At 59.7% G+C, this 21638-nt stretch carries 19 protein-coding genes and 1 pseudogene; 16 read left to right on the top strand and 4 right to left on the bottom strand.

Annotated elements, in window-relative coordinates:
- Nucleotides 1-46 precede the first annotated feature (46 nt).
- Both tkt and ppnP read left to right on the top strand, forming a co-directional pair.
- Nucleotides 47-2059 carry a transketolase gene (gene tkt, locus ACFSR7_RS01245; protein WP_378158552.1) on the top strand — a complete coding sequence of 671 codons (2013 nt, stop codon included), beginning with the start codon at nt 47-49 and terminating at the stop codon, nt 2057-2059.
- 244 nt (nt 2060-2303) lie between these two features.
- Complete coding sequence (gene ppnP, locus ACFSR7_RS01250) at nt 2304-2621, top strand: pyrimidine/purine nucleoside phosphorylase (protein ID WP_090114161.1); 318 nt, start codon at nt 2304-2306, stop codon at nt 2619-2621.
- A gap of 700 nt (nt 2622-3321) precedes the next feature.
- Here the strand turns inward: ppnP and ACFSR7_RS01255 are convergent.
- Nucleotides 3322-3681 carry a PilZ domain-containing protein gene (locus ACFSR7_RS01255; protein WP_378159053.1) on the bottom strand — a complete coding sequence of 120 codons (360 nt, stop codon included), beginning with the start codon at nt 3679-3681 and terminating at the stop codon, nt 3322-3324.
- Between the two features lie 39 nt (nt 3682-3720).
- A pseudogene (locus ACFSR7_RS01260) lies at nt 3721-4602 on the bottom strand (NAD(P)-dependent oxidoreductase); the annotation flags it as partial.
- Nucleotides 4603-4812: 210 nt separating this feature from the next.
- Between ACFSR7_RS01260 and ACFSR7_RS01265 the strand changes: the two are divergent.
- The 9 genes from ACFSR7_RS01265 (at nt 4813) to ACFSR7_RS01305 (ending at nt 14907) form a co-directional block, all read left to right on the top strand.
- On the top strand, nt 4813-7002 hold the full coding sequence (locus ACFSR7_RS01265) for an alpha-galactosidase (RefSeq protein WP_378158554.1): 2190 nt from the start codon (nt 4813-4815) through the stop codon (nt 7000-7002).
- Nucleotides 7003-7166: 164 nt separating this feature from the next.
- Complete coding sequence (locus ACFSR7_RS01270) at nt 7167-7415, top strand: hypothetical protein (RefSeq protein WP_378158555.1); 249 nt, start codon at nt 7167-7169, stop codon at nt 7413-7415.
- Nucleotides 7412-8521 carry a GerAB/ArcD/ProY family transporter gene (locus tag ACFSR7_RS01275; RefSeq protein WP_378158557.1) on the top strand — a complete coding sequence of 370 codons (1110 nt, stop codon included), beginning with the start codon at nt 7412-7414 and terminating at the stop codon, nt 8519-8521. Before ACFSR7_RS01270 ends, ACFSR7_RS01275 begins: the two co-directional genes overlap by 4 nt.
- 50 nt (nt 8522-8571) lie before the next feature.
- Entirely contained in the window at nt 8572-10077 is a 1506-nt protein-coding gene (locus ACFSR7_RS01280) for a spore germination protein (protein WP_378158558.1), read from the top strand.
- Entirely contained in the window at nt 10074-11228 is a 1155-nt protein-coding gene (locus ACFSR7_RS01285; RefSeq protein ID WP_378158559.1) for a Ger(x)C family spore germination protein, read from the top strand. Before ACFSR7_RS01280 ends, ACFSR7_RS01285 begins: the two co-directional genes overlap by 4 nt.
- Before the next feature lie 171 nt (nt 11229-11399).
- Nucleotides 11400-12071 (top strand): type 2 periplasmic-binding domain-containing protein, encoded by a 672-nt coding sequence (locus ACFSR7_RS01290; protein WP_378158561.1) that lies wholly within the window; start codon nt 11400-11402, stop codon nt 12069-12071.
- Nucleotides 12072-12146: 75 nt separating this feature from the next.
- On the top strand, nt 12147-12641 hold the full coding sequence (locus ACFSR7_RS01295) for a DinB family protein (protein WP_378158562.1): 495 nt from the start codon (nt 12147-12149) through the stop codon (nt 12639-12641).
- Between the two features lie 141 nt (nt 12642-12782).
- Nucleotides 12783-14132, top strand: coding sequence for a glucose-6-phosphate isomerase (locus ACFSR7_RS01300; RefSeq protein WP_378158563.1), 1350 nt, complete (start codon nt 12783-12785; stop codon nt 14130-14132).
- Nucleotides 14133-14271: 139 nt separating this feature from the next.
- Nucleotides 14272-14907: a YigZ family protein gene (locus ACFSR7_RS01305; RefSeq protein WP_378158564.1), complete on the top strand. Its 636-nt coding sequence runs from the start codon at nt 14272-14274 to the stop codon at nt 14905-14907.
- A 79-nt stretch (nt 14908-14986) separates the two neighbouring features.
- On the opposite strand, the gene ACFSR7_RS01310 is transcribed toward ACFSR7_RS01305, so the two are convergent.
- Nucleotides 14987-15388: a secondary thiamine-phosphate synthase enzyme YjbQ gene (locus tag ACFSR7_RS01310; protein ID WP_378158566.1), complete on the bottom strand. Its 402-nt coding sequence runs from the start codon at nt 15386-15388 to the stop codon at nt 14987-14989.
- Between the two features lie 177 nt (nt 15389-15565).
- Here ACFSR7_RS01310 and cysT point away from each other — a divergent pair, with 177 nt between their 5' ends.
- The 5 genes from cysT (at nt 15566) to ACFSR7_RS01335 (ending at nt 20640) form a co-directional block, all read left to right on the top strand.
- Nucleotides 15566-16369 carry a sulfate ABC transporter permease subunit CysT gene (cysT, locus tag ACFSR7_RS01315; protein ID WP_378159054.1) on the top strand — a complete coding sequence of 268 codons (804 nt, stop codon included), beginning with the start codon at nt 15566-15568 and terminating at the stop codon, nt 16367-16369.
- 2 nt (nt 16370-16371) lie between these two features.
- A complete protein-coding gene (locus ACFSR7_RS01320; RefSeq protein ID WP_378159055.1) occupies nt 16372-17169 on the top strand; it encodes a sulfate ABC transporter permease subunit in 798 nt (265 codons plus the stop codon).
- A gap of 2 nt (nt 17170-17171) precedes the next feature.
- Nucleotides 17172-18239 (top strand): sulfate/molybdate ABC transporter ATP-binding protein, encoded by a 1068-nt coding sequence (locus tag ACFSR7_RS01325; RefSeq protein WP_378158568.1) that lies wholly within the window; start codon nt 17172-17174, stop codon nt 18237-18239.
- A 97-nt stretch (nt 18240-18336) separates the two neighbouring features.
- On the top strand, nt 18337-19434 hold the full coding sequence (locus ACFSR7_RS01330; RefSeq protein ID WP_378158569.1) for a sulfate ABC transporter substrate-binding protein: 1098 nt from the start codon (nt 18337-18339) through the stop codon (nt 19432-19434).
- A gap of 846 nt (nt 19435-20280) precedes the next feature.
- Nucleotides 20281-20640: a helix-turn-helix domain-containing protein gene (locus ACFSR7_RS01335; protein ID WP_378158570.1), complete on the top strand. Its 360-nt coding sequence runs from the start codon at nt 20281-20283 to the stop codon at nt 20638-20640.
- Between the two features lie 99 nt (nt 20641-20739).
- Here ACFSR7_RS01335 and ACFSR7_RS01340 read toward each other — a convergent pair whose 3' ends face one another.
- On the bottom strand, nt 20740-21543 hold the full coding sequence (locus tag ACFSR7_RS01340) for a Cof-type HAD-IIB family hydrolase (RefSeq protein WP_378158571.1): 804 nt from the start codon (nt 21541-21543) through the stop codon (nt 20740-20742).
- Nucleotides 21544-21638: the final 95 nt, after the last annotated feature.

The raw sequence follows: 21638 nt of genomic DNA on the forward strand, positions 1-21638 counted from the left end.
TAACGCATAATAACTACGTAATGCAGATAGAGGAGGTCGTTACCAAATGACAACAAACGCCAATACGATCGATCAGCTCTCCGTTACGACGATCCGCACGCTCGCGATCGACGCGATCGAAAAAGCGAAGTCCGGACACCCCGGCATGCCGATGGGCGCGGCGCCGATGGGTTACCAGCTGTTCGCCAAAACGATGAAGCATAATCCTTCCCAGCCTAGCTGGATCGACCGTGACCGCTTCGTTCTGTCCGCGGGCCACGGTTCGATGCTGCTGTACTCGCTGCTGCACCTCTCCGGCTACGATCTTCCCATCGAAGAACTCAAGAACTTCCGCCAATGGGGCTCCAAGACGCCCGGACATCCGGAATTCGGCCACACGGCCGGCGTCGACGCGACGACCGGACCGCTCGGCCAAGGGATCGCGATGGCTGTCGGCATGGCGATGGCGGAAGCGCAATTGTCCGCTACATACAACCGTGACGGCTTCGAGCTGATTAACCACTTCACGTATTCGGTCTGCGGCGACGGCGACCTGTCCGAAGGCATTTCCTCCGAATCCGCTTCGCTTGCAGGCCACCTTCAGCTCGGCAAGCTGGTCGTGTTGTACGATTCGAACGATATCTCGCTGGACGGCGAGCTCTCCCTGTCCTTCTCCGAGTCGGTGGCCAAGCGCTTCGACGGTTACGGCTGGCAGGTGCTGCGCGTCGAGGACGGCAACGACCTGGCCGCGCTGGCCAAGGCGATTGCCGAAGCCCAAGCCGAAACGAGCAAGCCGACACTGATCGAAGTGAAGACCGTGATCGGCTACGGTTCGCCGAACAAGGGCGGCAAGGGCGGCCACGCAGGTCCGCACGGCTCGCCGCTCGGCACCGAAGAAGCGAAACTGACCAAAGCGTTCTACGAGTGGGATCATCCTGAATTTTTCGTACCCGACGAAGTTCGCGCGAACTTCGCCGAAGTCAAGAGCCGCGGCGAGCAAGCGTACGCCGCTTGGGAAGCGCTGTTCGGCAAGTACAAGTCCGCTTATCCCGAGCTGGCTCAGCAGTTCGAGGACGCGCTCGCGCGCAAGCTGCCGCAGGGCTGGGATGCCGATCTGCCTAAGTACACGACCGAGGACAAGCCGCTCTCGACGCGTGTCGCTTCGGGCAATGCCCTGAACGGCCTTGCCAAGAACGTGCCGAACCTCGTCGGCGGCTCCGCCGACCTGGAGAGCTCCACGATGACGCATCTGAAGGGTCTGCCGGTTTACACCGCGAAGGACTATAGCGGCCGCAATATTTACTTCGGCGTTCGCGAGTTCGGCATGGCGGCCGCGATGAACGGCATCTCGCTGCACGGCGGTCTGCGCGTGTACGGCGGCACGTTCTTCGTCTTCACCGACTATCTGCGTCCGGCCGTCCGCCTGGCGTCGATCATGGGCCAGCCGGTCGTATACGTCCTGACGCACGATTCCATCGCCGTCGGCGAAGACGGACCGACGCACGAACCGATCGAGCAGCTTGCTTCGATCCGCGTCATTCCGGGCCTGACCGTGCTGCGTCCTGCTGACGGCAACGAGACTTCCGCGGCTTGGGCCTATGCGCTCGAGAACACGGGCAATCCGGTCGCGCTCGTCCTGACGCGCCAGAATCTGCCGATTCTCGAAGGCACGGCCGAGCAGGCTCGCGAAGGCATCAAGAAGGGCGGCTACGTGCTGTCCGAAGCGGCTGGCGAAGCGCAAGGCATCTTGATCGCGACGGGCTCGGAAGTCCAACTCGCCGTCGCTTCCCAAAAGGCGCTGGCCGAGCAAGGAATTCACGTTCGCGTCGTCAGCCTGCCGAGCTGGGATCTGTTCGAAGCCCAGTCTGCGGAATATCGCGAGAGCGTGCTGCCTAAGGGCGTCAAGGCGCGTCTGGCGATCGAGATGGCTTCGCCATTCGGCTGGGAGCGCTACGTCGGAGACGGCGGCGCCGTGCTCGGCATTTCCACCTTCGGCGCATCCGCGCCTGGAGACCGCGTCATCAAGGAATACGGCTTTACGGTCGAGAACGTCGTCGAGCAGTTCCGCAAGCTGATCTAACCGCAGGCTGGGCGCATTTGGCAGCCGGACGAACGAGTCCGCCCGCCCGAAGCGCACTCCGCCGCGGAGCCGGACCCCGACAACGGGGTGCCGGCTTTTTACGGCAAAGCCGCGTTAGCGCGTCGCATAGGCAGAGTGAAGGGCTTGCGCACCGAGCGCTTGCCTGTTTTCAATCGCTATCGAGCGCTTTCGATCGTTATCTACAGCAATCAACAAAACCCACTTTTAGGAGGCCATTATTTCCATGTCCCAATTCGATCAAGTCAGCGTCGTAAAGCAAGCTAACATTTATTTCGACGGTAAGGTAACGAGCCGTACGGTCAAGTTCGCGGACGGTACCCGCAAGACGCTCGGCATCATGCTGCCAGGCGAATATGAGTTCGGTACGGACCAGAAGGAAGTCATGGAAATTCTCGCCGGCGAGCTGACCGTTCAACTGCCGGGCAGCGAAGAATGGATCTCGATCTCCGGCACCGGCGAGTTCACGGTTCCCGCGAACGCGAAGTTCAAGCTGAAGGTTACGCAAGTCGCGGACTACGTCTGCTCCTACCTGGACGCTTAATTCCGATATGCTTCAAGTATGAAAAAAGCCTTCGGCGCCTTGTGCGCCGAAGGCTTTTTGAGATTTAAATGGGCGGCGATTCGTTGTCAAATAGACGCACACTTACGGAGTGCAGATGCCTATCGGATGTATGGAAGGTCGAAAATACTGCATTTTAAGTCAATTTCATAATTCAAAAAGTCGCTAGTTTAAACAAACTTAATCATAAGACTTGACGAATAAAGTTCGGTTTTGGACTTATTTCCGAATCTCAGAGGTTCTATTTTGTATTAAAAGTTCGGATTTATTCTGGTAAAAAATGTTTATGAAATTGACTTTTTTTACATGTATTTTCGACCGACCAGCGACACTGGATGAAATACCTGCAAATGTGCAGGTAAATTTAATGAGCAAGCCGGAAATCTAGCTGATGAAGGAAAATACATGAATTTCTGCATCTTTTCTGTCTGAAAGGGGCAACTTCAGCGAAAATAGATGTATATTTGCAGGCATTACTGCGAAGCAACAACGCGGGGACGATCGGCCCACACCCATCCGAACGTGACGGATGCAACGTCGATCGGCCCAACCCATCCGAACGGCTGTCGGAGGAGTCAAACCCAAGCATTCCGCGCGACACCAGTTTCGTATACCCGCCAAAACTAAAACGACCGTCAGGGAGATCAACGATCTTCCCTGACGGTTGTTTGATCGCGAGGCATCAGCCGTGCGATTCGATATATTCCTTGAGCTGAAGTCGTTGGTACAGGGCAAGTCCCGACAGCAGGCAGCCGTAGTGGAACAGCCCGTCCTTGCGCTCGATACGGATGATGCGGGCGGTCATCGGCGGCAGGCTGGTCTCCTGCTGGAAGTGAATGACGACAAACATGTCCTTCTCGAGCGGGATGGAGGCAGCCACCTGCAAGCCGTCCTCGGAAACGTCGCTCAGCACGGCGTCTACGCTCTGTCCGGCGAACGAGCCTGCTTGCTCCCATTGATAAATGGAAATCATCAGCGGGATGTTAAGCGCGACGCGCTTCTTTTTGCGGCGATCCGCATCCGTCTCGCCTTCCTCGGCCACGGCGGCGGCAGATACCTCCTCGTCGGCTCGCTTGTCCCGTCCGATCCGTCCGCCGATCCATTGCTCGTACAGCTTGGCCAGCGCGGCAAGATCCTCCTCGCCGAAGCCCGCCGCGGCCCCCGCCTGGAACAGGCTCTTGGACGCTTCGAGCATCGGCGTCGGCACGCCGAGTCCGTCGGTCAGCACGGAGGACAGCTTAAGGTCCTTGAGCATGAGGGCCAGCGAAAACTGAACGCTGAAATCGTGGTCGATGATCTTGGCGCCCTTAAGATCCGCCTGCTTGCTCGCGGCGCCGCCGCCCTGCACGACCCGCAGGAAGGAGGAGGCGTCGATGCCGGCTTTGGCCGCGATGGCCATGCCTTCGACGAGTCCCGCGGCATTAATGCCTACAATCGTATTGTGTGCGAGCTTGGCCGCCGCCCCGCTGCCGCTCGGTCCCATGTACAGCACCTCGCGCCCCATGGCCAGCAGCAGCTCCTTCTGCTGCTCCACGACCTGCGCGTCGCCGCCGGCCATGAACAGCAGCGTGCCGTCAATGGCCGCAGGCTTGCTGCCCGTCACCGGGGCATCGAGGAAATCGCAAAATGCGTCCGCGGCATCCCGGGCAAGCCGCCGCGCGAGATCCGGGGACACGGTGCTGCTGTCGATCAGCACCGTATTCGGCTTCAGCCCGGCGAACACGCCCTCTGTTCCATAATAAACTTCCTCCACCGCCGCGTCGTTGCTGATCATCGTCACGACGATGTCTGCGCCGCGAGCCGCCGCCAGCGGCGTCGCAGCTTCCTCGGCGCCGAGCTCGAGCAGCTGCTGCGCTTTGCCCGGCGTGCGGTTGTAAACGATTACGTGGTAGGACTTGCGAAGTAGGTTCGCAGCCATAGGCAGACCCATCGTGCCCAGTCCGATAAATGCGATCGTTGGCATATTGATTTCCCTCCCAGGGTTCAATCCGATTCTTTCATTATAGGAGAAGTGGGAGCCTGTGAAAAGCGCTGTCCGTCCGCCGGCCTAACAATCTTTTCCACCCATCGCACGCGAGTCACATAAAAACATATTAAAACGTCTTTATTCCATGTATCCGCACATCGGATTCCGGTATGCTATCTGGATAGATATTCTCTTGAGGAGGCCGACATGGCGATTTTATTCGACCGGGAGCGTCAGACGTTTCATCTGCAGACGCCGAATACAAGCTACATCATTACGATTGTCGAAGGCCTGTACCCCGCGCACGTTTATTGGGGACCCAAGCTTAGAAATGCCTCATGGCCGGGCGGCCTGACGCTGCGCGAGCGCGCGAGCTTCAGCCCGACGCCGAATCCGGACAAGCCGTTGCTCTCGCTCGACTCGCTGCTCCAGGAATATCCGGGCTACGGCTCGGGCGATTTCCGCAGTCCGGCTTATCAGTTCGGTCTGTCCGACGGCACGACGGTCGCCGAGCTTGTCTATCGCGATCACCGCATTTTCGCCGGCAAGCCGAAGCTTGAGGGCCTTCCCGCCACCTATGCGGAGTCCGACGACGAAGCGGAGACGCTGGAGCTTACGCTGCATGATTCGCATTCCCGATTGATCGCGGTACTGAGCTATACGACGTTCCGCGATTCGGACGCAATTGCCCGTTCGGTCCGCTATGTCAACGAGAGCGCCGATTCCGTCCGCATTCGCCGCGCGCTGAGCGCCAGCGTCGATTTTAACAACGATGCTTACGAGCTTGTGCACCTGAACGGCGCCTGGGCGAACGAACGGAACCTCTCGCGCAGAGCGCTCGTCCAGGGGCTGCAAGGCATCGAGAGCCGCCGCGGCTCCAGCTCCCACCAGCACAACCCGTTCGTCGCCCTGGTATCGCCGAATGCGGGAGAAGAGCAGGGAGACGCTTACGGCTTCAGCCTGGTTTACAGCGGCAGCTTCGCCGCTTCCGCCGAGGTGGACCAGTTCCACACGACGCGCGTATCGATCGGCATCAACCCGTTCGACTTCGAATGGCTGCTCGAGCCGGGCCAATCGTTCCAGGCGCCCGAAGCCGTGCTCGTCTATTCCAACGAAGGTCTCGGGGGCATGAGCCGCACTTATCACAGGCTGTACCGCAGGCGCCTCTCCCGGGGCGAGTTCCGCGACCGTACGCGTCCTGTGCTCGTCAACAACTGGGAAGCGACCTACTTTGATTTCAATGCGGACAAGATCGTAGCGATCGCGGAGGAGGGCGCCAGGCTCGGCATCGAGCTGTTCGTGCTCGACGACGGCTGGTTCGGCTATCGCAACGACGACACGACGTCCCTGGGCGACTGGAAGGTCGATCTCAACAAGCTGCCGCAAGGGCTGGACGATCTCGCGAAAAGGGTAAACGAACACGGCCTTCAGTTCGGCCTCTGGTTCGAGCCCGAGATGATCTCGCCGGACAGCGACCTGTACCGCGCGCACCCGGACTGGTGTCTGCACGTCGAGGGGCGCAGGCGGACGCAAGGACGCCGCCAGCTGATCCTGGATCTGTCGCGCGAGGACGTGTGCGATTATATCATCGATACGGTGGGCGGCATTCTGGCGTCCGCGCCGATCGCTTACGTCAAATGGGACATGAACCGCAACATGACGGAGATCGGGTCCGCGCTGCTGCCGCCCGAGCGCCAGCGCGAGACGGCGCACCGTTACATGCTCGGCCTGTACCGCGTGCTAGAGACGATCACGTCGAGGTTCCCGCACATCCTGTTCGAGAGTTGCTCCGGCGGCGGCGGCCGATTCGATCCGGGGATGCTTCATTACATGCCGCAAACGTGGACGAGCGACAATTCGGACGCGGTGTGCCGGCTCAAGATCCAATACGGGACCAGCCTGGTGTATCCGATCAGTTCGATGGGCGCGCATGTATCGGCCGTTCCGAACCATCAGGTCCATCGGGTCGCTTCGCTCAAGATGCGCGGCGACGTCGCCATGTCCGGCAACTTCGGCTACGAGCTGGATCTGACCAAGTTCTCGACTGAGGAAAAAGAAGAGGTAAAGGCCCAGGTCGCCGCATACAAGGAGCTGCGCGAGCTTGTGCAGTTCGGCGACCTGTATCGCCTGAAGAGCCCGTTCGAAGGCAACGACACGGCATGGACGGTCGTTGCCTCCGACAAGTCCGAAGCGTTCGTCGCATTTTTCCGCGTGCTCGCCCAGCCCAACGAGCCGATCGATTGGCTGCGCCTCGCCGGACTCGATCCGAACGCGGACTACGAAGTCGTCGGTACCGGGGAGAGGTTCGGCGGCGATCAACTGATGTATGCCGGTCTGCCGGTGCCTCAACTGCACGGCGACTTCCAAAGCGCCGTTTGGCGCCTGCGGCGAGTTTAATCCTTCCTCGAATCATTCTTACGTGACCAAGCCCTCAAGCAAGCGCCGCTTCCCGGCACTCGCTTGAGGGCTTTTATTTTGTCGTCCGCGCGAATAAAAACAACCCGGCGTTCAAACATTAGGAAAGAAAACCAACGAACGGTAACCGGGGAGGTGACCGTAGGATGATGGAACGGCTCGGATTCAGCGTCGCGTTATTCGCGGTTCTCGCCGTCGCGCAAGGCGCCTCGGTCACGAAAATGCGCGGCAAGGAGCTGGCGGCGTATGCACTGCTCTTGCTGCCTGTTCTGTACCAGAGCGCGAACTATATCAGCCAGGCGGGCTGGCCGAGTCTCCCGGAACTGATGTGCAGCCTGCTGAAAACGCCGGCGACGGCCATCGACCGGTACCTGTCGAGCAGCGGGAACGGATGACGAAGCGCCGGGAACAAATCACCGCAGGCCAAATGTCCGTGTTAATCATCGCCACGACGCTGGGTTCCTCGATCGTCTTCATTCCGCATCCTTTGGCTCATTATGCGGGGCAATACGCCTGGATGTCGGCCTTGCTCGCCGCCGTCTTCGGCGCATTATTGCTCGCCGCCGTGCTGTATCTGAACCGCGCTCACCGGGGGCGCAGCATATTGGAGTATAGCGCCGAGCTTTTCGGCAAGCCGATATCGGGCTTGTTGTTTCTTGCCGTACTGCTGATGCTTCTGTTCGCCGTATCCGCAATCGTGTCGGGCATCGGCGACTTTTTCAGCGGCGTGATGATGAAGGAGACGCCGGCGTATATTTTTAACGCCACGAGTCTGTTCGCGGCCGCTTGGACGGTACGCGCAGGCATAAAAGTAACCGCCCGCATGTTCGTGCTGCTGCTGACGGTGATGATCGCATTCATCTCGGCCGTCCTCATCCTGGCGATTCCGCTCTATCAACCCGGCATGCTGCTGCCGATCTGGCCGCACGAGATGGCCAGACCCTTATTCCATGGTTTCTTATTAACGGCCGGCTTTCCGTTCGGCGAGATTTTCCTGTACGCGCTGGTGATGCATCTTGTGCCCACCGCGCCAGGCGCGGCGCCTTGGAGGGGCAAGCTGTACAAGGCTTATGCGCTTGCGTCCGTCATGCTGGTCATGGCGGTCCTGTGCTCGGGGATGGCTTTCGGTCCAGCGTCGGACGTGTTTATTTATTCGCTGTTCAAGCTGGCCAGCGAGATCCATATCGGCGATATGATGGAGCGGACAGAATCGATCGTTGGCATCGCGCTAATCCTGGGGTCGTACATGAAAGCGACGGTCTACCTGTATATGACGAATCTGATCGTCGCACGCTGGCTGCCGTTCAAGGACGATCGAGCGGCGGTTTACCCGCTTGCGCTGCTCTGCCTGTTCCTTTCCCTAACGCTTTTCGACAGCCCTGCGGACTTTTTTTCGCAGGTTTACGTCGTTTGGCCGTTCGCGGTACTGACCGTGGGCGGCGCATTTCTTGCACTTCATGCGGGGATGACCGCCATACGGGGGGATCGGAACCGGACTTAGCCGGAAACGGAAACGTTGCAGAAACGGAAACGGAAAGGAGGCGCGGGGAGATGTCGACGAAGGGATCCGAAACAGCGCTGGCGACGGCGCTTCGCGCGAACCGGGAGAAGGCCTGCGCTTTGTTCGACCGCTGCCAGGACGTGAACATCATCCCGCTGGGCGATGGACAGTCAGAACACGCGGTCGCGCTCATCGTCTACTGCGCCTCGCTCATGGACGAGCAGGAGAGCAGGCGAATCCGGACATTGCTTGCCGAGCCGCTGCTGAGGGAGCTCTCCGGCGGTCCTGCGGCGGCGCCAGATTGCGAATCCCGGCTGAGGGAAGCCGGAGCGCGTCATCAGGCCGAGCTGTTCGATGAATGGAAAGAGATCGAGGACAAGGTTTGGCAGGGATATTTATTTTTGGTCGCCGAAGGTTGGACGCACGCGGCCGGCTTCAAAAGCGCCGGCTTGACCAAGCGGCAGGTGACGGAGCCGGTCAGCGAGCCTTCGGTTCAAGGACCGCGCGAGGGTACGGTGGAGACGCTGCCCGTCAATCTGGGCATGCTGCGCCAGCGGGTAGGCACTTCCAGGCTGAAAATCGAGTATCTCACAGCCGGCAAGGTATTGCGCACGGATATCGCGTTCGCCTATTTGGATGAGGCGGTCGATGCGGAGATGCTGGCCGAATTTCGCGAGCGGATCGGCAGGATCAAGCCTTACGAGGTGTTGGATACGTCGTTTGTCGAGGACGCGATTCAGGACTCTGACTGGTCTCCTTTTCCCCAGCACCGATACACGGAGCGCACCGATACGGCTGCCGCTTCGCTGCTGGACGGGAAAATTCTCGTGCTGACCGACAATTCGCCGATGATCCTGATATGTCCGGCGTTTTTCGTCGACTTTTTCACCACGAGCGAAGATTATTACGTGCGCACGGTGTACGCATCGACGATACGGCTGCTCCGGCTGCTGGCTTTTGCGATCGCGCTCACGCTGCCAAGCGCTTATGTCGCCATGTCCACCTTTCACCCGGAGCTGATCCCCAACATTCTGCTGCTTGCCATTTTGGATGCGCGCGAGGGAATCCCGTTCCCCGCGATCGTCGAGGCGCTGATTATGGAAACGTCGTTCGAGCTGCTCCGCGAAGCCGGCATCCGGCTGCCCAGACCCGTCGGCTCCGCAGTCAGCATCGTCGGGGCGCTGGTCATCGGCCAGGCGGCGATCCTGGCCAAGATCGCCTCGCCGATCATGGTTATCGTCGTCGCGCTGACAGGCATCGCTTCGTTCGCGATTCCGCACTACGAGATGGCGATCGCGATCCGTCTGCTGCGATTCCCGCTTATTCTCGCCGCCAGCTTCATGGGCGGTTACGGGCTCATGCTCGGCTTTATCCTGATCCTGCTGCACCTCTGCTGCCTGCAGACCTTGGGCCAGCCCTATTTGTCTTCCCTCGCGCCGCTGAAGCTTCGGGATCTTCGGGACGTGGTCGTCCGCGCGCCGCTCAAGGCGCTCATGCGCTCCCCGCGCAACCGGAGATTGCATACCGGCGCTCCCGGCAAGGAGGGCAAGCGATGAAGCGGCTGCTGCGATGCGCGGCCGTGCTCAGCCTGCCGCTCTGGACAGGCGGCTGCTGGAGCGGTCACGAGCTGACCGATTGGGGCTTTGTGCAGGCGGCCGCGATCGATCTGACGGACGACGGCGCGATCCGCATGACGACCCAGGTCTACAAGCCGTCCGGCGGCGAAGAACTCGGGACTGCGACCAAGGGCGGGCAGTCTTACGTGAACACGGATACGATCTCAAGCTCCCTGTTCGGCGCTTCCGAGGACATCGCGATCGAGCTGGGACGCCGTCCGCAGTGGAGCCATATGCAGGTGCTTCTGATCGGGGAACGGGCCGCGTCCGCGATGAACATCAGGCGGTTCACCGACTTCTTTTCCCGGGGCGAGGGGCCAAGAGGGACGGTCTCGATGCTGATCACCAAAGGAGAAGCCGGCGCGTTCCTGGCGCAGCGTCCGCTCATCGAGCGGACGATCGCGCAGCAGCTCAGAAGCACCGAGGCGAGCGCATCGAAGTATACGGCCAAAACGAGAGACTTCACGCTGCTGGAGCTGACCATCCGGTCGATGATGCAATCGAAGGCGGCAGCTTTGCCGTATGCCGTGCTGCAGCCGGGCAAGCCGCCAGTTGCCGGCATCGCCGGGCTGGCCGTCATCCGCTTCCCGGAAGGCCGGCTGATCGGCACGCTGCCGTCGACCGATTCGGTTTATTTATCCATCCTGAACAACCGGTTCAAGAGCGGCGTGCTCGAGCTGCCTTGCCCCAAGAGCGGCTCCGGCATCGATGCTTACCACGCGACCGCTTCCGAGACGCGCATCCGCCCCGTGACGAGCGGCGATTCGGTCAGATTGGAGATCCGGACGTCGCTGAAGGGCGGGATCGGGGAGTTGACCTGCTCCAAAGTGGAAACTGAGCAGGAGGTCAACCGTTTTAATGCCAGACTCGCCGCGTACGTAGAGGAACGGATCTCGGAAACGATCGAGCACCTGAAGGACAAGCAGGCGGACCTGCTGGGCACCGCAGACTGGCTGCGCCGGTATGCGCCCGCGCGATGGGCGGCTTGGTCCGGCGATTGGCCGCAGCGCTTCGCCCGGATTGACTATCACATTCAAGTGCAGGTCCGTCTGGAGAGCACGGGGATGGAGATCGGCAAGCCGAACAATTAAGCCGCGAAAAGAAGGCTGCTTGCGCTTGACGTCATGTGACGCCGCCGGACGGCAGCCGTACCACGACCTGCGTGCCGATGCCGGGGCGGCTGTAGATCGAGACGCCGAATAGCGATTCTTCCGAAAGTCCGTCCGTATGGCAAGGATTGGGACCTGAAGGACGGCAAGCACGTGCCTCGTCCCGAGACGCTGCAAGGCTTCAAGGACGACTGGAACGGCTTCGTGAAGCAGTCCGGCATCCGCAAGCGGACCTGGTTCATCAAGAACGGCAAAGGCACGGACGGAACGCCGTACGATCTGGCCGGACGCTACGACCGCAACGAGATCGACAAGATGGCGATCAAAAACCTGGCGGATTCCGTATACGACAACGACGCCTACGAGAATCCGGGTCCGCAGGGCGGCACGCCGGAGGCGCTTACGATGCAGAAGGTGCAGGATTTGATGACGCAGTCCGTCACCAAAGTCATCATCGCCAAGAGCGAAGCCGACGCGTATGCCGCGTACGACAAGATGCTCTCGGATATGAAGTCCGCCGGCAGCGATAAGGTCGAGAAGCTCATCAACGACAACTACCAGGAGCGGCAACCGGTTCGTCGCCGACAACCCCGTGCTGCGTCAACGCTTTGTTCTGACGGCGGGACGGCCTTATACGCTGACGGAGCTGACCGCTTCACGCGGGACGTCCGCGGAGGTATCCCGCGCGCTGTCTCTGTTTGGCGAGGAAGCCACGGACGTCACGCTCGGAGACGACGCGTTCGAGCTCGAGTTCGGCGCCGCCGCATCGGCCGTGTTTCTGCTCGCTGTCCCTGCTTCCTCTGTTCGATCCCGCAATACGGGTAAATGATAACCAGTACGGCATCTACGGTTTACGGATCTGGTTACCATCTGACCGCCCAGCGGCAAAGGAGAATGACGATGAGCAAACGCGAGCTGCTTCTCGACAGCTATGATCATGGTTACGACAAGGAGGACTGGTTCCCGCCGATCAAGGACGCGCTCGGCGGCGTGACCGAAGAGCAAGCGGATTGGGAGCCGGAAGGCGTCGCCGTCAACTCGATCCGGCAGAATGTGCATCATTTGCTTTTTTACAAGCTTAGGCTGCTTCGCGCGCTTCGCGGCGAGCCGCAGCCGCAAGCCGAGGAACGCTTGACTAACGACGATACGTTCGAGGCTTCCGCGATCGGCGACCCGTCCTGGAGCGATGCGGTTCGCCGGCTGGAGGAGGCACATGCAGCCGTGCGGGCGGAGCTGGCGAGCCGCGACGACGAAGCGCTGGAGCAACCGGTTACGGAGACGAAGGCTTGGTCTTACGCGAACAGCATCGTCCGGCACGACGCCTATCATCTGGGCCAGATCGTCCAGCTGCGCAAGTTGCAGGGCTCCTGGCCGGCGCATCGCTCGTTCGAATAACCGTATAGCTCGCGGCCGCCCATTTGCGGATTCCTCTTTAACGGCTATGTTCGGTTGCTTGTACCGAAGGCGAATTTTGGTTATTCTAAAACTACGTGCCTTCCGGACGCGAACAATCGAACCTGAGAGGGGAAACAAATGATGGCCAAGAGCATTGCGCTCGACTATTCCAAGGCGCTGCAGTTTATCGGGCAGCACGAGATCGATTATCTGGCTCCTGCGGTGAAGCTGGCGCATGAGCAGCTCCATAACGGCACGGGCACGGGCTCGGATTACCTGGGCTGGATCAATCTCCCCTTCGACTACGACAAGGAAGAGTTTGCCCGCATTCAGGCCGCGGCCAAGCAGATTCAATCCGACTCCGAGGCGCTCGTCGTCATCGGCATAGGCGGTTCTTATCTCGGCGCCCGCGCCGCGATCGAGATGCTGTCGCATTCTTTTTACAACACGCTCTCCAAGGATCAGCGCAAGACGCCGCAGATCTTTTTCGCAGGCAACAACATCAGCTCGACCTACGTGACGCATCTGCTCCAGGCGCTCGAAGGCAAGGATTGGTCGATCAACGTCATCTCCAAGTCCGGTACGACGACCGAGCCGGCGATCGCCTTCCGCATCTTCCGCGAAGCGCTCGAGACCAAGTACGGCAAGGAAGCGGCCAAGAAGCGCATCTACGCGACGACGGACAAGGAGCGGGGCGCGCTCAAGACGCTGGCGAACGCCGAAGGCTACGAATCGTTCGTCATCCCGGACGACGTCGGCGGACGCTATTCGGTCCTGACGGCCGTCGGCCTGCTGCCGATCGCGACCGCGGGCATCGACATCGAAGCGATCATGAAGGGCGCGCAGGACGCGGCTACGGCGCTGAACAATCCGAACCTCGCCGAGAACCCTGCATACCAGTATGCGGCCATTCGCAACGCGCTGTACCGCAAGGGCAAGACGGTGGAGATTCTCGTCAACTACGAGCCGAGCCTGCACTTCGTGTCCGAATGGTGGAAGCAGCTGTACGGCGAGAGCGAAGGCAAGGATTATAAAGGCATTTATCCGGCTTCCGTCGATTTTTCCACGGACCTTCACTCGATGGGGCAATTCATTCAAGAGGGCAACCGCATCATTTTCGAGACCGTGCTCCAGGTGGGCGAGGTATCGGAGCAGATCGAGATCCGGAGCGACGCGGACAATCTCGACGGCCTGAATTTCCTGACCGGCAAGACGCTGGACTTCGTAAACAAAAAGGCGTTCGAGGGCACGATCCTTGCGCACACGGACGGCAACGTGCCGAACCTGGTCGTTCAGCTGCCGGATCTCACGCCGCACAGCTTCGGCCAGCTCGTCTACTTCTTCGAGATCGCCTGCGGCGTCAGCGGGTACCTGCTGGGCGTCAACCCGTTCGATCAGCCGGGCGTCGAGGCCTACAAGGTCAACATGTTCGCGCTGCTGGGCAAGCCCGGCTTCGAGGAGAAGAAAAAAGAGCTGGAAGCCCGCCTGTAACGCATGAACCGCGCATCTCGCACGGATGCCGACAACCGCCTTCGGACCTTCGTCCGGGGGCGGTTTTTCCTTATACGTGCCCCATGTTAAACTGGGTGACAAGCATCGGAGCTTAGCTCATGGGAAAGGAAGTTGGAGCATGCTGGCGCGATACGCCACCGTAGCCGGTTACGGGGAGCAAGAAATCGTCATTAAAAAGTCGCGCTTCATCGGTCACGCGAAGCCTGCGGAGACCGAAGAGGAAGCGGTCGCTTTTATCGAGGAAATCAAGAAACGCCATTGGAACGCCACGCACAATTGCTCCGCCTACACCATCGGGGAGCGCGACCAGTGGCAGAAGGCGCTGGACGACGGGGAACCGAGCGGGACCGCGGGGCGGCCGATTTTGGAGGTGCTCAAAAACCGCGGGCTGAAAAATACGGTCGTCGTGGTCACGCGCTATTTTGGAGGGATCATGCTGGGAGCGGGCGGGCTGGTCCGCGCTTACACCGACGGCGCCGTGGCCGGGACCGATGCAGCCGGACCGATCGTTCGGGTATTGCATCGGGAGATCGCGGTGGACGTCGATTATACTTGGTACGGCAAACTGGAGAACGAGCTGCGCGGAAAAGGCGTAAAGGTCGGAGACGTTGCGTTTACCGATCGGGTGCGGGTACTGTGCCTGCCGGAGGAAGGGGAAGCCGATCGCTTCGCAGCCTGGATGACCGACCTGACGCAAGGCCAGGGGCTCGTGACCAGGGGAGAGGCGCGTTATTTTACGGATGAGGTCTCATGAGTCAAGCAATTCTTGCGAGCCAGGCCATCCGCAGACCGGAAAAGAGCCCGGCGCCAAGCGCTGCGCCGGACCCGTCATGTCAGCCTTCGACGATTTTGACGAAATATTCGCGGTCCCGCGGCCCGTCGAATTCGCAGAAATACACGCCCTGCCAGCGGCCCAGCAGCAGCTTGCCGCCGCTGACGATGATCGTCTGCGAATTGCCCGTCGTGATCGCCTTGAGATGGGAAGCCGTGTTGCCTTCCGCATGACGGTATTTGGGATGCGTCCAGGGATAGACTTCGTCCAGCCGCATCAGTACGTCCCGTTTGACGTCGGGATCCGCGTTCTCGTTGATCGCGATGCCTGCGGTCGTATGCGGGCAATAAACGACGGCCAGGCCTTCCTGCACGCCGGAGCGCGCGACGAGCGCGGCGGTCTGCCTCGTAATGTCGACGATCTCGTCCCGGGAGGACGTGCGCAGCTTTTCTTTATACAGCATCGTATGAGCCTCCTTTGTGCGAGCCTTCCCCGAAGGGCGCTCCTTCTATTTGACAAAATACAGAAATGTCGTTGACGAATCAAGGGCCGATCTGCTAAAGTAGCAATACCAACTAAATTAATAGGAATTATGGAGTGGCAACAAAGCCCATCCTGGAGGTTCGCATACGTGACAAACATGCTGCAGAGCCGATGGTGGAGCTGGGGATTCCGCAGCACCGTCATGCTTTATTTTATCATTCTTATCGTTTGTCCGATCGCAGGCATTTACGTGCAATCGCTGTCAGGCGGCCTTCAGGCGTTCGCCGACAACATTACGGAGGCGCTGGCCTGGAAGTCCGTGCTGCTCACGGTCAAGCTCGCAGTAATCTCTACGATCATCAACGCGGCGGTCGGCACCATGTCGGCCTGGGTGCTCGTTCGTTACCGGTTTCCGGGACGGAGCCTCCTGAACAGCCTCGTCGATCTGCCGTTCGCGCTGCCGACCGCCGTCATCGGACTGATGATCCTGCTGCTGCTCGGACCCCGCAGCTGGATCGGCAGCGGCGCGGAGAGGCTGGGGACGACGATTCTGTTCCATGAACCGGCGATCGTCGTAGCCATGGTCTTCGTTACGTTTCCGTTCGTGATCCGCGCGGTTCAGCCGATGCTCGAGGAGCTCGACGCTTCCGCGGAGGAAGCGGCGTACACGATGGGCGCGTCCAAGACGCGCACGTTCGTGCGGGTCATTCTGCCCTGCATGATGCCCGGCATCGTGAGCGGCGCAATGCTCGCATTCTCCCGCGCGCTGGCGGAGTTCGGCGCGGTCGTGCTGGTCGCGGGCAATATTCCGGGACGCACGCTGGTCGCCTCCGTCTACATCTTCGGCGAGATCGAGAGCGACAATCCCGCCGGCGCCGCTGCGGTATCGGTTTTACTGCTTACCTTGTCCCTCCTGATTTTATGGACGGTCAGCTTCGTCCGAAGGAGGCGAGCCCGTTGACCATCAGAAGGTTATGGATCGGTTTGACGACGCTTATCTTCGCCGTTCTCCTGATCGTTCCGCTGCTGCGGATCGTGCAGGGCGCGTTCGATCACGGCTGGAGCGGTTTTTCGGCGGGCATCACGCGGCCCGAAGCGCTGCATGCGCTTCTGATGACCGGCATTATCGCGGCGAGCGTTACCGCGGTCAACACGTTGTTCGGCGTCATGCTGTCGCTGTATCTGGTCCGCGCGGGCTGGCTCGGCAAGCGGCTCAAAGCCGTCATGAACGGCATCGTCGACCTGCCCTTCGCCGTCTCGCCCGTCATAGGCGGCCTGATGATCGTCCTGCTGCTCGGTCCCGACAGCGCAGCTGGCGCGCTGCTTGGCCGTGCCGGCGTCGATATCGTTTACGCGCTACCGGGTATGATTCTCGCGACGCTGTTCGTTACGTTCCCGATCGTCATCCGCGAGGTCATGCCTGTGCTTCAAGAGGTCGGCAGCCAGCAGGAGGAGGCCGCGCACATGATGGGCGCGTACGCCTGGACGACGTTCTGGCGCGTCACCTGGCCGCTCATCCGCTGGAGCGTCGTCTACGGCGTGATCTTGACGGTCGCGCGCTGCCTGGGAGAATTCGGTGCCGTGCTGGTCGTCTCGGGCAACATTATCAACAAGACGCAGACGGCGACGACGCTCGTTTATCAGGACGTCGAGAACTTCGATCTGACGGCGGCCAACTCGGTTGCGCTGGTGCTGGCTGCGGCTTCGGTACTGCTGCTGCTCGTTATGGAATGGTCTAAAACCCGAAAGGAAGTGCATTGAGCATGCATGTCGAAGTACGGGGATTAAATAAATCGTTTGGCAGCTTTCAAGCGGTCAAGGACGTCGACTTCAGCGTCGAAAAAGGCCAGCTCATCGGCCTGCTCGGTCCGAGCGGCGGCGGCAAGACGTCGATCCTGCGCATGCTCGCCGGGCTCGAGACGCCCGACTCGGGCAACATCGTTTTCCACGGCCAGCGGGTCAACGATCTGCCGCCGCAGGAGCGCGGCATCGGGTTCGTCTTCCAGAACTACGCGCTGTTCAAGCATATGACGGTGAGCGAGAACATCGCCTTCGGCCTCGAGGTCAAAAAGTGGAACAAAGCCAAGATCAAGGAACGCGTCGCCAGCCTGACCGAGTTGACGGGCCTTAAGGGCTTCGAGTCCCGCTATCCGCACCAGCTGTCCGGCGGACAGCGTCAGCGCGTGGCGTTCGCCCGCGCGCTTGCGCCGGAGCCGCAGCTGCTCCTGCTTGACGAGCCGTTCGCGGCGATCGATGCCAAGATCCGGCACGAGCTGCGTTCCTGGCTGCGCGAGATGATCGACCGTCTGGGCATCACCTCGATTTTCGTCACACACGACCAGGACGAGGCGATCGAAGTCGCGGACGAGATCATGATCATCAACAAAGGCAATCTGGAGCAGAAGGGCTCTCCTTGGGAGATTTACAAGGATCCCAAGACGCCGTTCGTCGCCGGCTTTATCGGGGAGTCCCGGATCGTCGACAACATCGGCGAGCTTCGCGGCTTCGCCGGCGCGGCCGCATCTGCGGGCACCAAAGGTCTGATACGGCCTGAGTATATCGAGATCGGACGCAAGGAAGAGTTTACGCAGCTGCTTTCGGCGACGGAGGCGGGCCGCGTCAGCCATATTCATTTCCGCGGCAGCGAATGGCTCGTGGAGGTAGAGGTAGGCGGGATCAAGCTCGTCACCTACCGGTCGCTCGAGAAAGAAGTGCTTCATCCGGGCGACGAAGTGCAGGTGCTCGTTCACCGCGCGTATTTGTTCAACGACAGCGACAGTTGGGTGATGGAAAACAAGCTGAAAGCCGACCCGATGTTCGTGTACATCTGATTCAGGCGCCGGCAGTCCGCGAGGGCTGCCGCTCGTCTGCGCTCGTTCGGTTGCATATGCGGGAGCCTGCGGAGGCACCGCCGGGAGGTTGGCGTTCTTGAATAGCAACAAGATAACAAGGCGGCGCGGCGCTGGCCGCCGGCTGAGCGGATGGCTGCTGGCCGCCGCGCTCGCGGCCTCGCTAGCCGGCTGCGGCGGTGCGCAGTCGGCTGACGGCTCTCCGGCCGCTGACGAAGGCGGCGCCGCGCAGGATGCGGGGACCGCGACGATCGTCGTCGGTGCGTATTCGGTCGCGAAGGACGCGCTGCAGGAGATTCTGCCCGCCTTCGGCCGGGATTGGGAAGCCAAGACGGGACAGAAGCTCAAGTTCCAGGAGTCCTACGAGGCGTCGGGCACCCAGGCCAGATCGATCGTCGGGGGCTTCAAGGCGGATGTCGCCGTGCTGTCGCTCGAGGGCGATATGGACAAGATCGTCAAGGCCGGACTCATGAGCAAGGATTGGAAAAAGACCGAGACGAGCGGCATGATCACGCGCTCGATCGTCGTATTGGGTACGCGGGAAGGCAATCCGCTTGGAATTTCCGGATTCGCGGATCTCGCCAAACCCGGCGTTAAAGTGCTGTTCCCCAACCCGAAGGTATCGGGCGGCGCGCAATGGGACATCAACGCAATCTATGGCGCCGGGCTGAAGCAGGCGGAGCGCGATTCGGGGAAAAAGGATCCGGACGCCGCCAAAGCCTTCTTGAAAGCCGTCTACCGGAATGTCGAATCGATGGATAAAAGCGGCCGCGCATCGATGGCGGCGTTCGAATACGGCGTCGGTGATGTGATCGTCACCTATGAAAACGAGCTGCTTGCCCGGGTGGCGCAGGGCGTGCACTACGATATCGTGACGCCGGAAGATACGATCCTGATCGAGAATCCGGCTGGCGTCGTCGATGTCAATGCGGACGCGCACGGCGTGCGCGAAGCCGCCGAAGCGCTCGTCTCTTATATGCGCGGAACGGAAGCGCAAAAGGTGTTCGCAGAGCACGGCTTCCGGCCGGTGAACGAAGAGGTGGCGAGCCGCTATGCGGACCGGTACGTGACGCCCTCCGGCTTGTTCGATATCGGCTATCTCGGGGGATGGAGCCAGGTTCGCAGCGAGCTGTACGCCAAGCGCGGCGTGTGGTACCAGGTGCTGGCCGGCAAGTGATCGCACGGAAAAGGACGAAGGCGCGTTTTGGCGCCTTCGTTTTCTTTGGAAGATCACAACAAATAAATGGGGCGTCGATTCGTGGTCAGGTAAGCGCACATTCGGTATGCTGGTGCTTTTCTGTGACTTAAGGGCCCCAAAACCTGCACTTATACATGTATTTTATGCCGACCAACGGTATCTGACGAAATACCTGCAAATGCGCAGGTAAATGCAAAGCGGAAGTCGGAAATCCGGCTAATGGCGTAAAAATATCTGCGCATTTGCATCTATCCTGTATACATGGGTCGATATCGGCAGAAATAGATGTATATTTGTTATATTTGCAGGCATTGCTGCAAAGGAACAACGTGGGCGGCGATACGCAGTACATTGAAACGGCAGGCGGGGGATGAGCCATTGACTGGCGTTCCGTACACTCCAGTTTCAGGTATCCGCCAAATGTAAAAGGACCGTCAGGGTGATCTCCCCCTGACGGTTTCTTACTTTTTTCATGGAAAACTTATATCGCGAAGTCGTCCACAAACCGTTCGGGCACGCTGCCCGGACGGTCTTCATTTTTACGGGGTCTCATCCTCTCTTTCCGACTGGCGCTTGCGGCGTTCGCTGCGCACGAGGAATCCGACGAGGATGAGTATGACGGAAAGACTGACAATCCAATAATACATAGGGTAAGGCTGATCGTGGATAAAAATGACGTTCCCTCCATTGAAGTAACTTCATGTATTGATTTTATATTAAATAAAAATTGTAAAAAATTCAAGTTAAAACTTGATTTATATGCAAGTAGGGCCGAAGCCGATTTGAAATCTCTTATACTGGAGCAAAAAGTGCGGGGTGTAACCGTTGACATTCGGCAAACGCTTGAAGCTGGCCAGGCAAGAAAAGCATATGACGCAAAACGATGTCGCGGGCGCGCTAGGCGTAGACTTCACCACGATATCTAAATACGAGAACAACCGGTCGCAGCCGGATAATGAAATATTGCGGGAGCTTGCAAGCATCTACGAGGTGTCGCTCGATTGGCTGCTGACGGGCATCGACAAGGAACAGCCCTCCGCCGACCCGAACCGTTTCGTCATTCAAGGCGTCGAACAGACGCTAACGGAGGAAGAAGCGGGACATTTGCGCGAACAGCTTGAGATGTACCGGCTTCTGCGCGAGAAGCGGAAAAAAGAGAAGGATACCGATCGGCGCAAAACGTAAAAGGCTTCCGGGCTGCTCAAATTGAGCATGCGGAAGCCTTTTTTGATGTTCAAAAACGGTTATTCGGAGGGGAGTGCGGGAAGAGGCAAGCGGGCGAATCTAGACGTTCAAAATAAATTTATCGACGACCTGCTTCACGCCGTCCTCGTTGTTGCTTGCAGTGATGTAGTCCGCGATCTCGCGCAGCGCGGGAACCGCGTTCGCCATCGCGACGCCGAGACCGGCGGCCTCGATCATCTCGCGATCGTTCCAGGAGTCGCCGATCGCGATCGTTTGATCCATCTTCAAGCCGTAATGCTCGGCCAGAAATCGAAGCGCATGTCCTTTGGTGCCTTCGCTGTGCGTGAATTCTAAATAATGCGGCTTGGACTTCGTGATATGAACGTCCGGACCAAGCAGCGCGTGAAGCTCCGGCGCAATCTCGTCCAGCAGGGCCGGCTCGTCGATGATGATCAGCTTCGTGTGATGTCCGGCCGGCAGCGCGTCCAGGTCGGGCTCGACGATGTAGGGAATATTCGATTGCTTCGCGTAAGCGGCCAGTCTGTCTCCGTCGTCAAAGGAATAGAGCTTGTCGTCGATATAAGTCTGCAAGTGCAGCTTGCGGGCGCGCGTAAAATGATACAGCTTGCGGACGGCTTCGAGGTCGACGGAACGTTCGTACAGCGTGCGCTCGTCGAGCAGGTTGCGGACGAGCGAGCCTTGGTAAGTGATGAGCGGTACGTTCAGGCCGACTTGAGCGGCCGTCTGCTTGGCCGAGGCAAACATGCGGCCCGTAGCCAGGGTTACGTGGACGCCTTGCGATATCGCTTGAGCAAGCGCGTCCTTCGTCGCTTCGGTCACTTCGAGTTTGTCGTTCAGCAGCGTATCGTCGAGGTCGATCGCGATGAGCCGGTAAGAAGACATGGCAGGGTTCTCTCCTTTTTATGTAGGGGGACAGGTTTCCTCGATTGTAACGCATTTGAGTGCGCAGGCAAATGTATAAAACTTCCTTATCGTGG

Origin of the sequence: Cohnella sp. GCM10020058, from assembly GCF_042683485.1 — a bacterium.
Taxonomy (GTDB): domain Bacteria; phylum Bacillota; class Bacilli; order Paenibacillales; family Paenibacillaceae; genus Cohnella.

Bases quoted from the DNA above. Each gene is read 5' to 3' on its own strand.
- cysT (WP_378159054.1), top strand. From the start codon at position 15,566: ATGCTGCAGAGCCGATGGTGGAGCTGGGGATTCCGCAGCACCGTCATG.
- tkt (WP_378158552.1), top strand. From the start codon at position 47: ATGACAACAAACGCCAATACGATCGATCAGCTCTCCGTTACGACGATC.
- ACFSR7_RS01280 (WP_378158558.1), top strand. From the start codon at position 8,572: ATGTCGACGAAGGGATCCGAAACAGCGCTGGCGACGGCGCTTCGCGCG.
- ACFSR7_RS01310 (WP_378158566.1), bottom strand. From the start codon at position 15,388: ATGCTGTATAAAGAAAAGCTGCGCACGTCCTCCCGGGACGAGATCGTC.
- ACFSR7_RS01325 (WP_378158568.1), top strand. From the start codon at position 17,172: ATGCATGTCGAAGTACGGGGATTAAATAAATCGTTTGGCAGCTTTCAA.
- ppnP (WP_090114161.1), top strand. From the start codon at position 2,304: ATGTCCCAATTCGATCAAGTCAGCGTCGTAAAGCAAGCTAACATTTAT.
- ACFSR7_RS01285 (WP_378158559.1), top strand. From the start codon at position 10,074: ATGAAGCGGCTGCTGCGATGCGCGGCCGTGCTCAGCCTGCCGCTCTGG.
- ACFSR7_RS01270 (WP_378158555.1), top strand. From the start codon at position 7,167: ATGATGGAACGGCTCGGATTCAGCGTCGCGTTATTCGCGGTTCTCGCC.
- ACFSR7_RS01275 (WP_378158557.1), top strand. From the start codon at position 7,412: ATGACGAAGCGCCGGGAACAAATCACCGCAGGCCAAATGTCCGTGTTA.
- ACFSR7_RS01265 (WP_378158554.1), top strand. From the start codon at position 4,813: ATGGCGATTTTATTCGACCGGGAGCGTCAGACGTTTCATCTGCAGACG.
- ACFSR7_RS01295 (WP_378158562.1), top strand. From the start codon at position 12,147: ATGAGCAAACGCGAGCTGCTTCTCGACAGCTATGATCATGGTTACGAC.
- ACFSR7_RS01300 (WP_378158563.1), top strand. From the start codon at position 12,783: ATGGCCAAGAGCATTGCGCTCGACTATTCCAAGGCGCTGCAGTTTATC.
- ACFSR7_RS01340 (WP_378158571.1), bottom strand. From the start codon at position 21,543: ATGTCTTCTTACCGGCTCATCGCGATCGACCTCGACGATACGCTGCTG.
- ACFSR7_RS01305 (WP_378158564.1), top strand. From the start codon at position 14,272: ATGCTGGCGCGATACGCCACCGTAGCCGGTTACGGGGAGCAAGAAATC.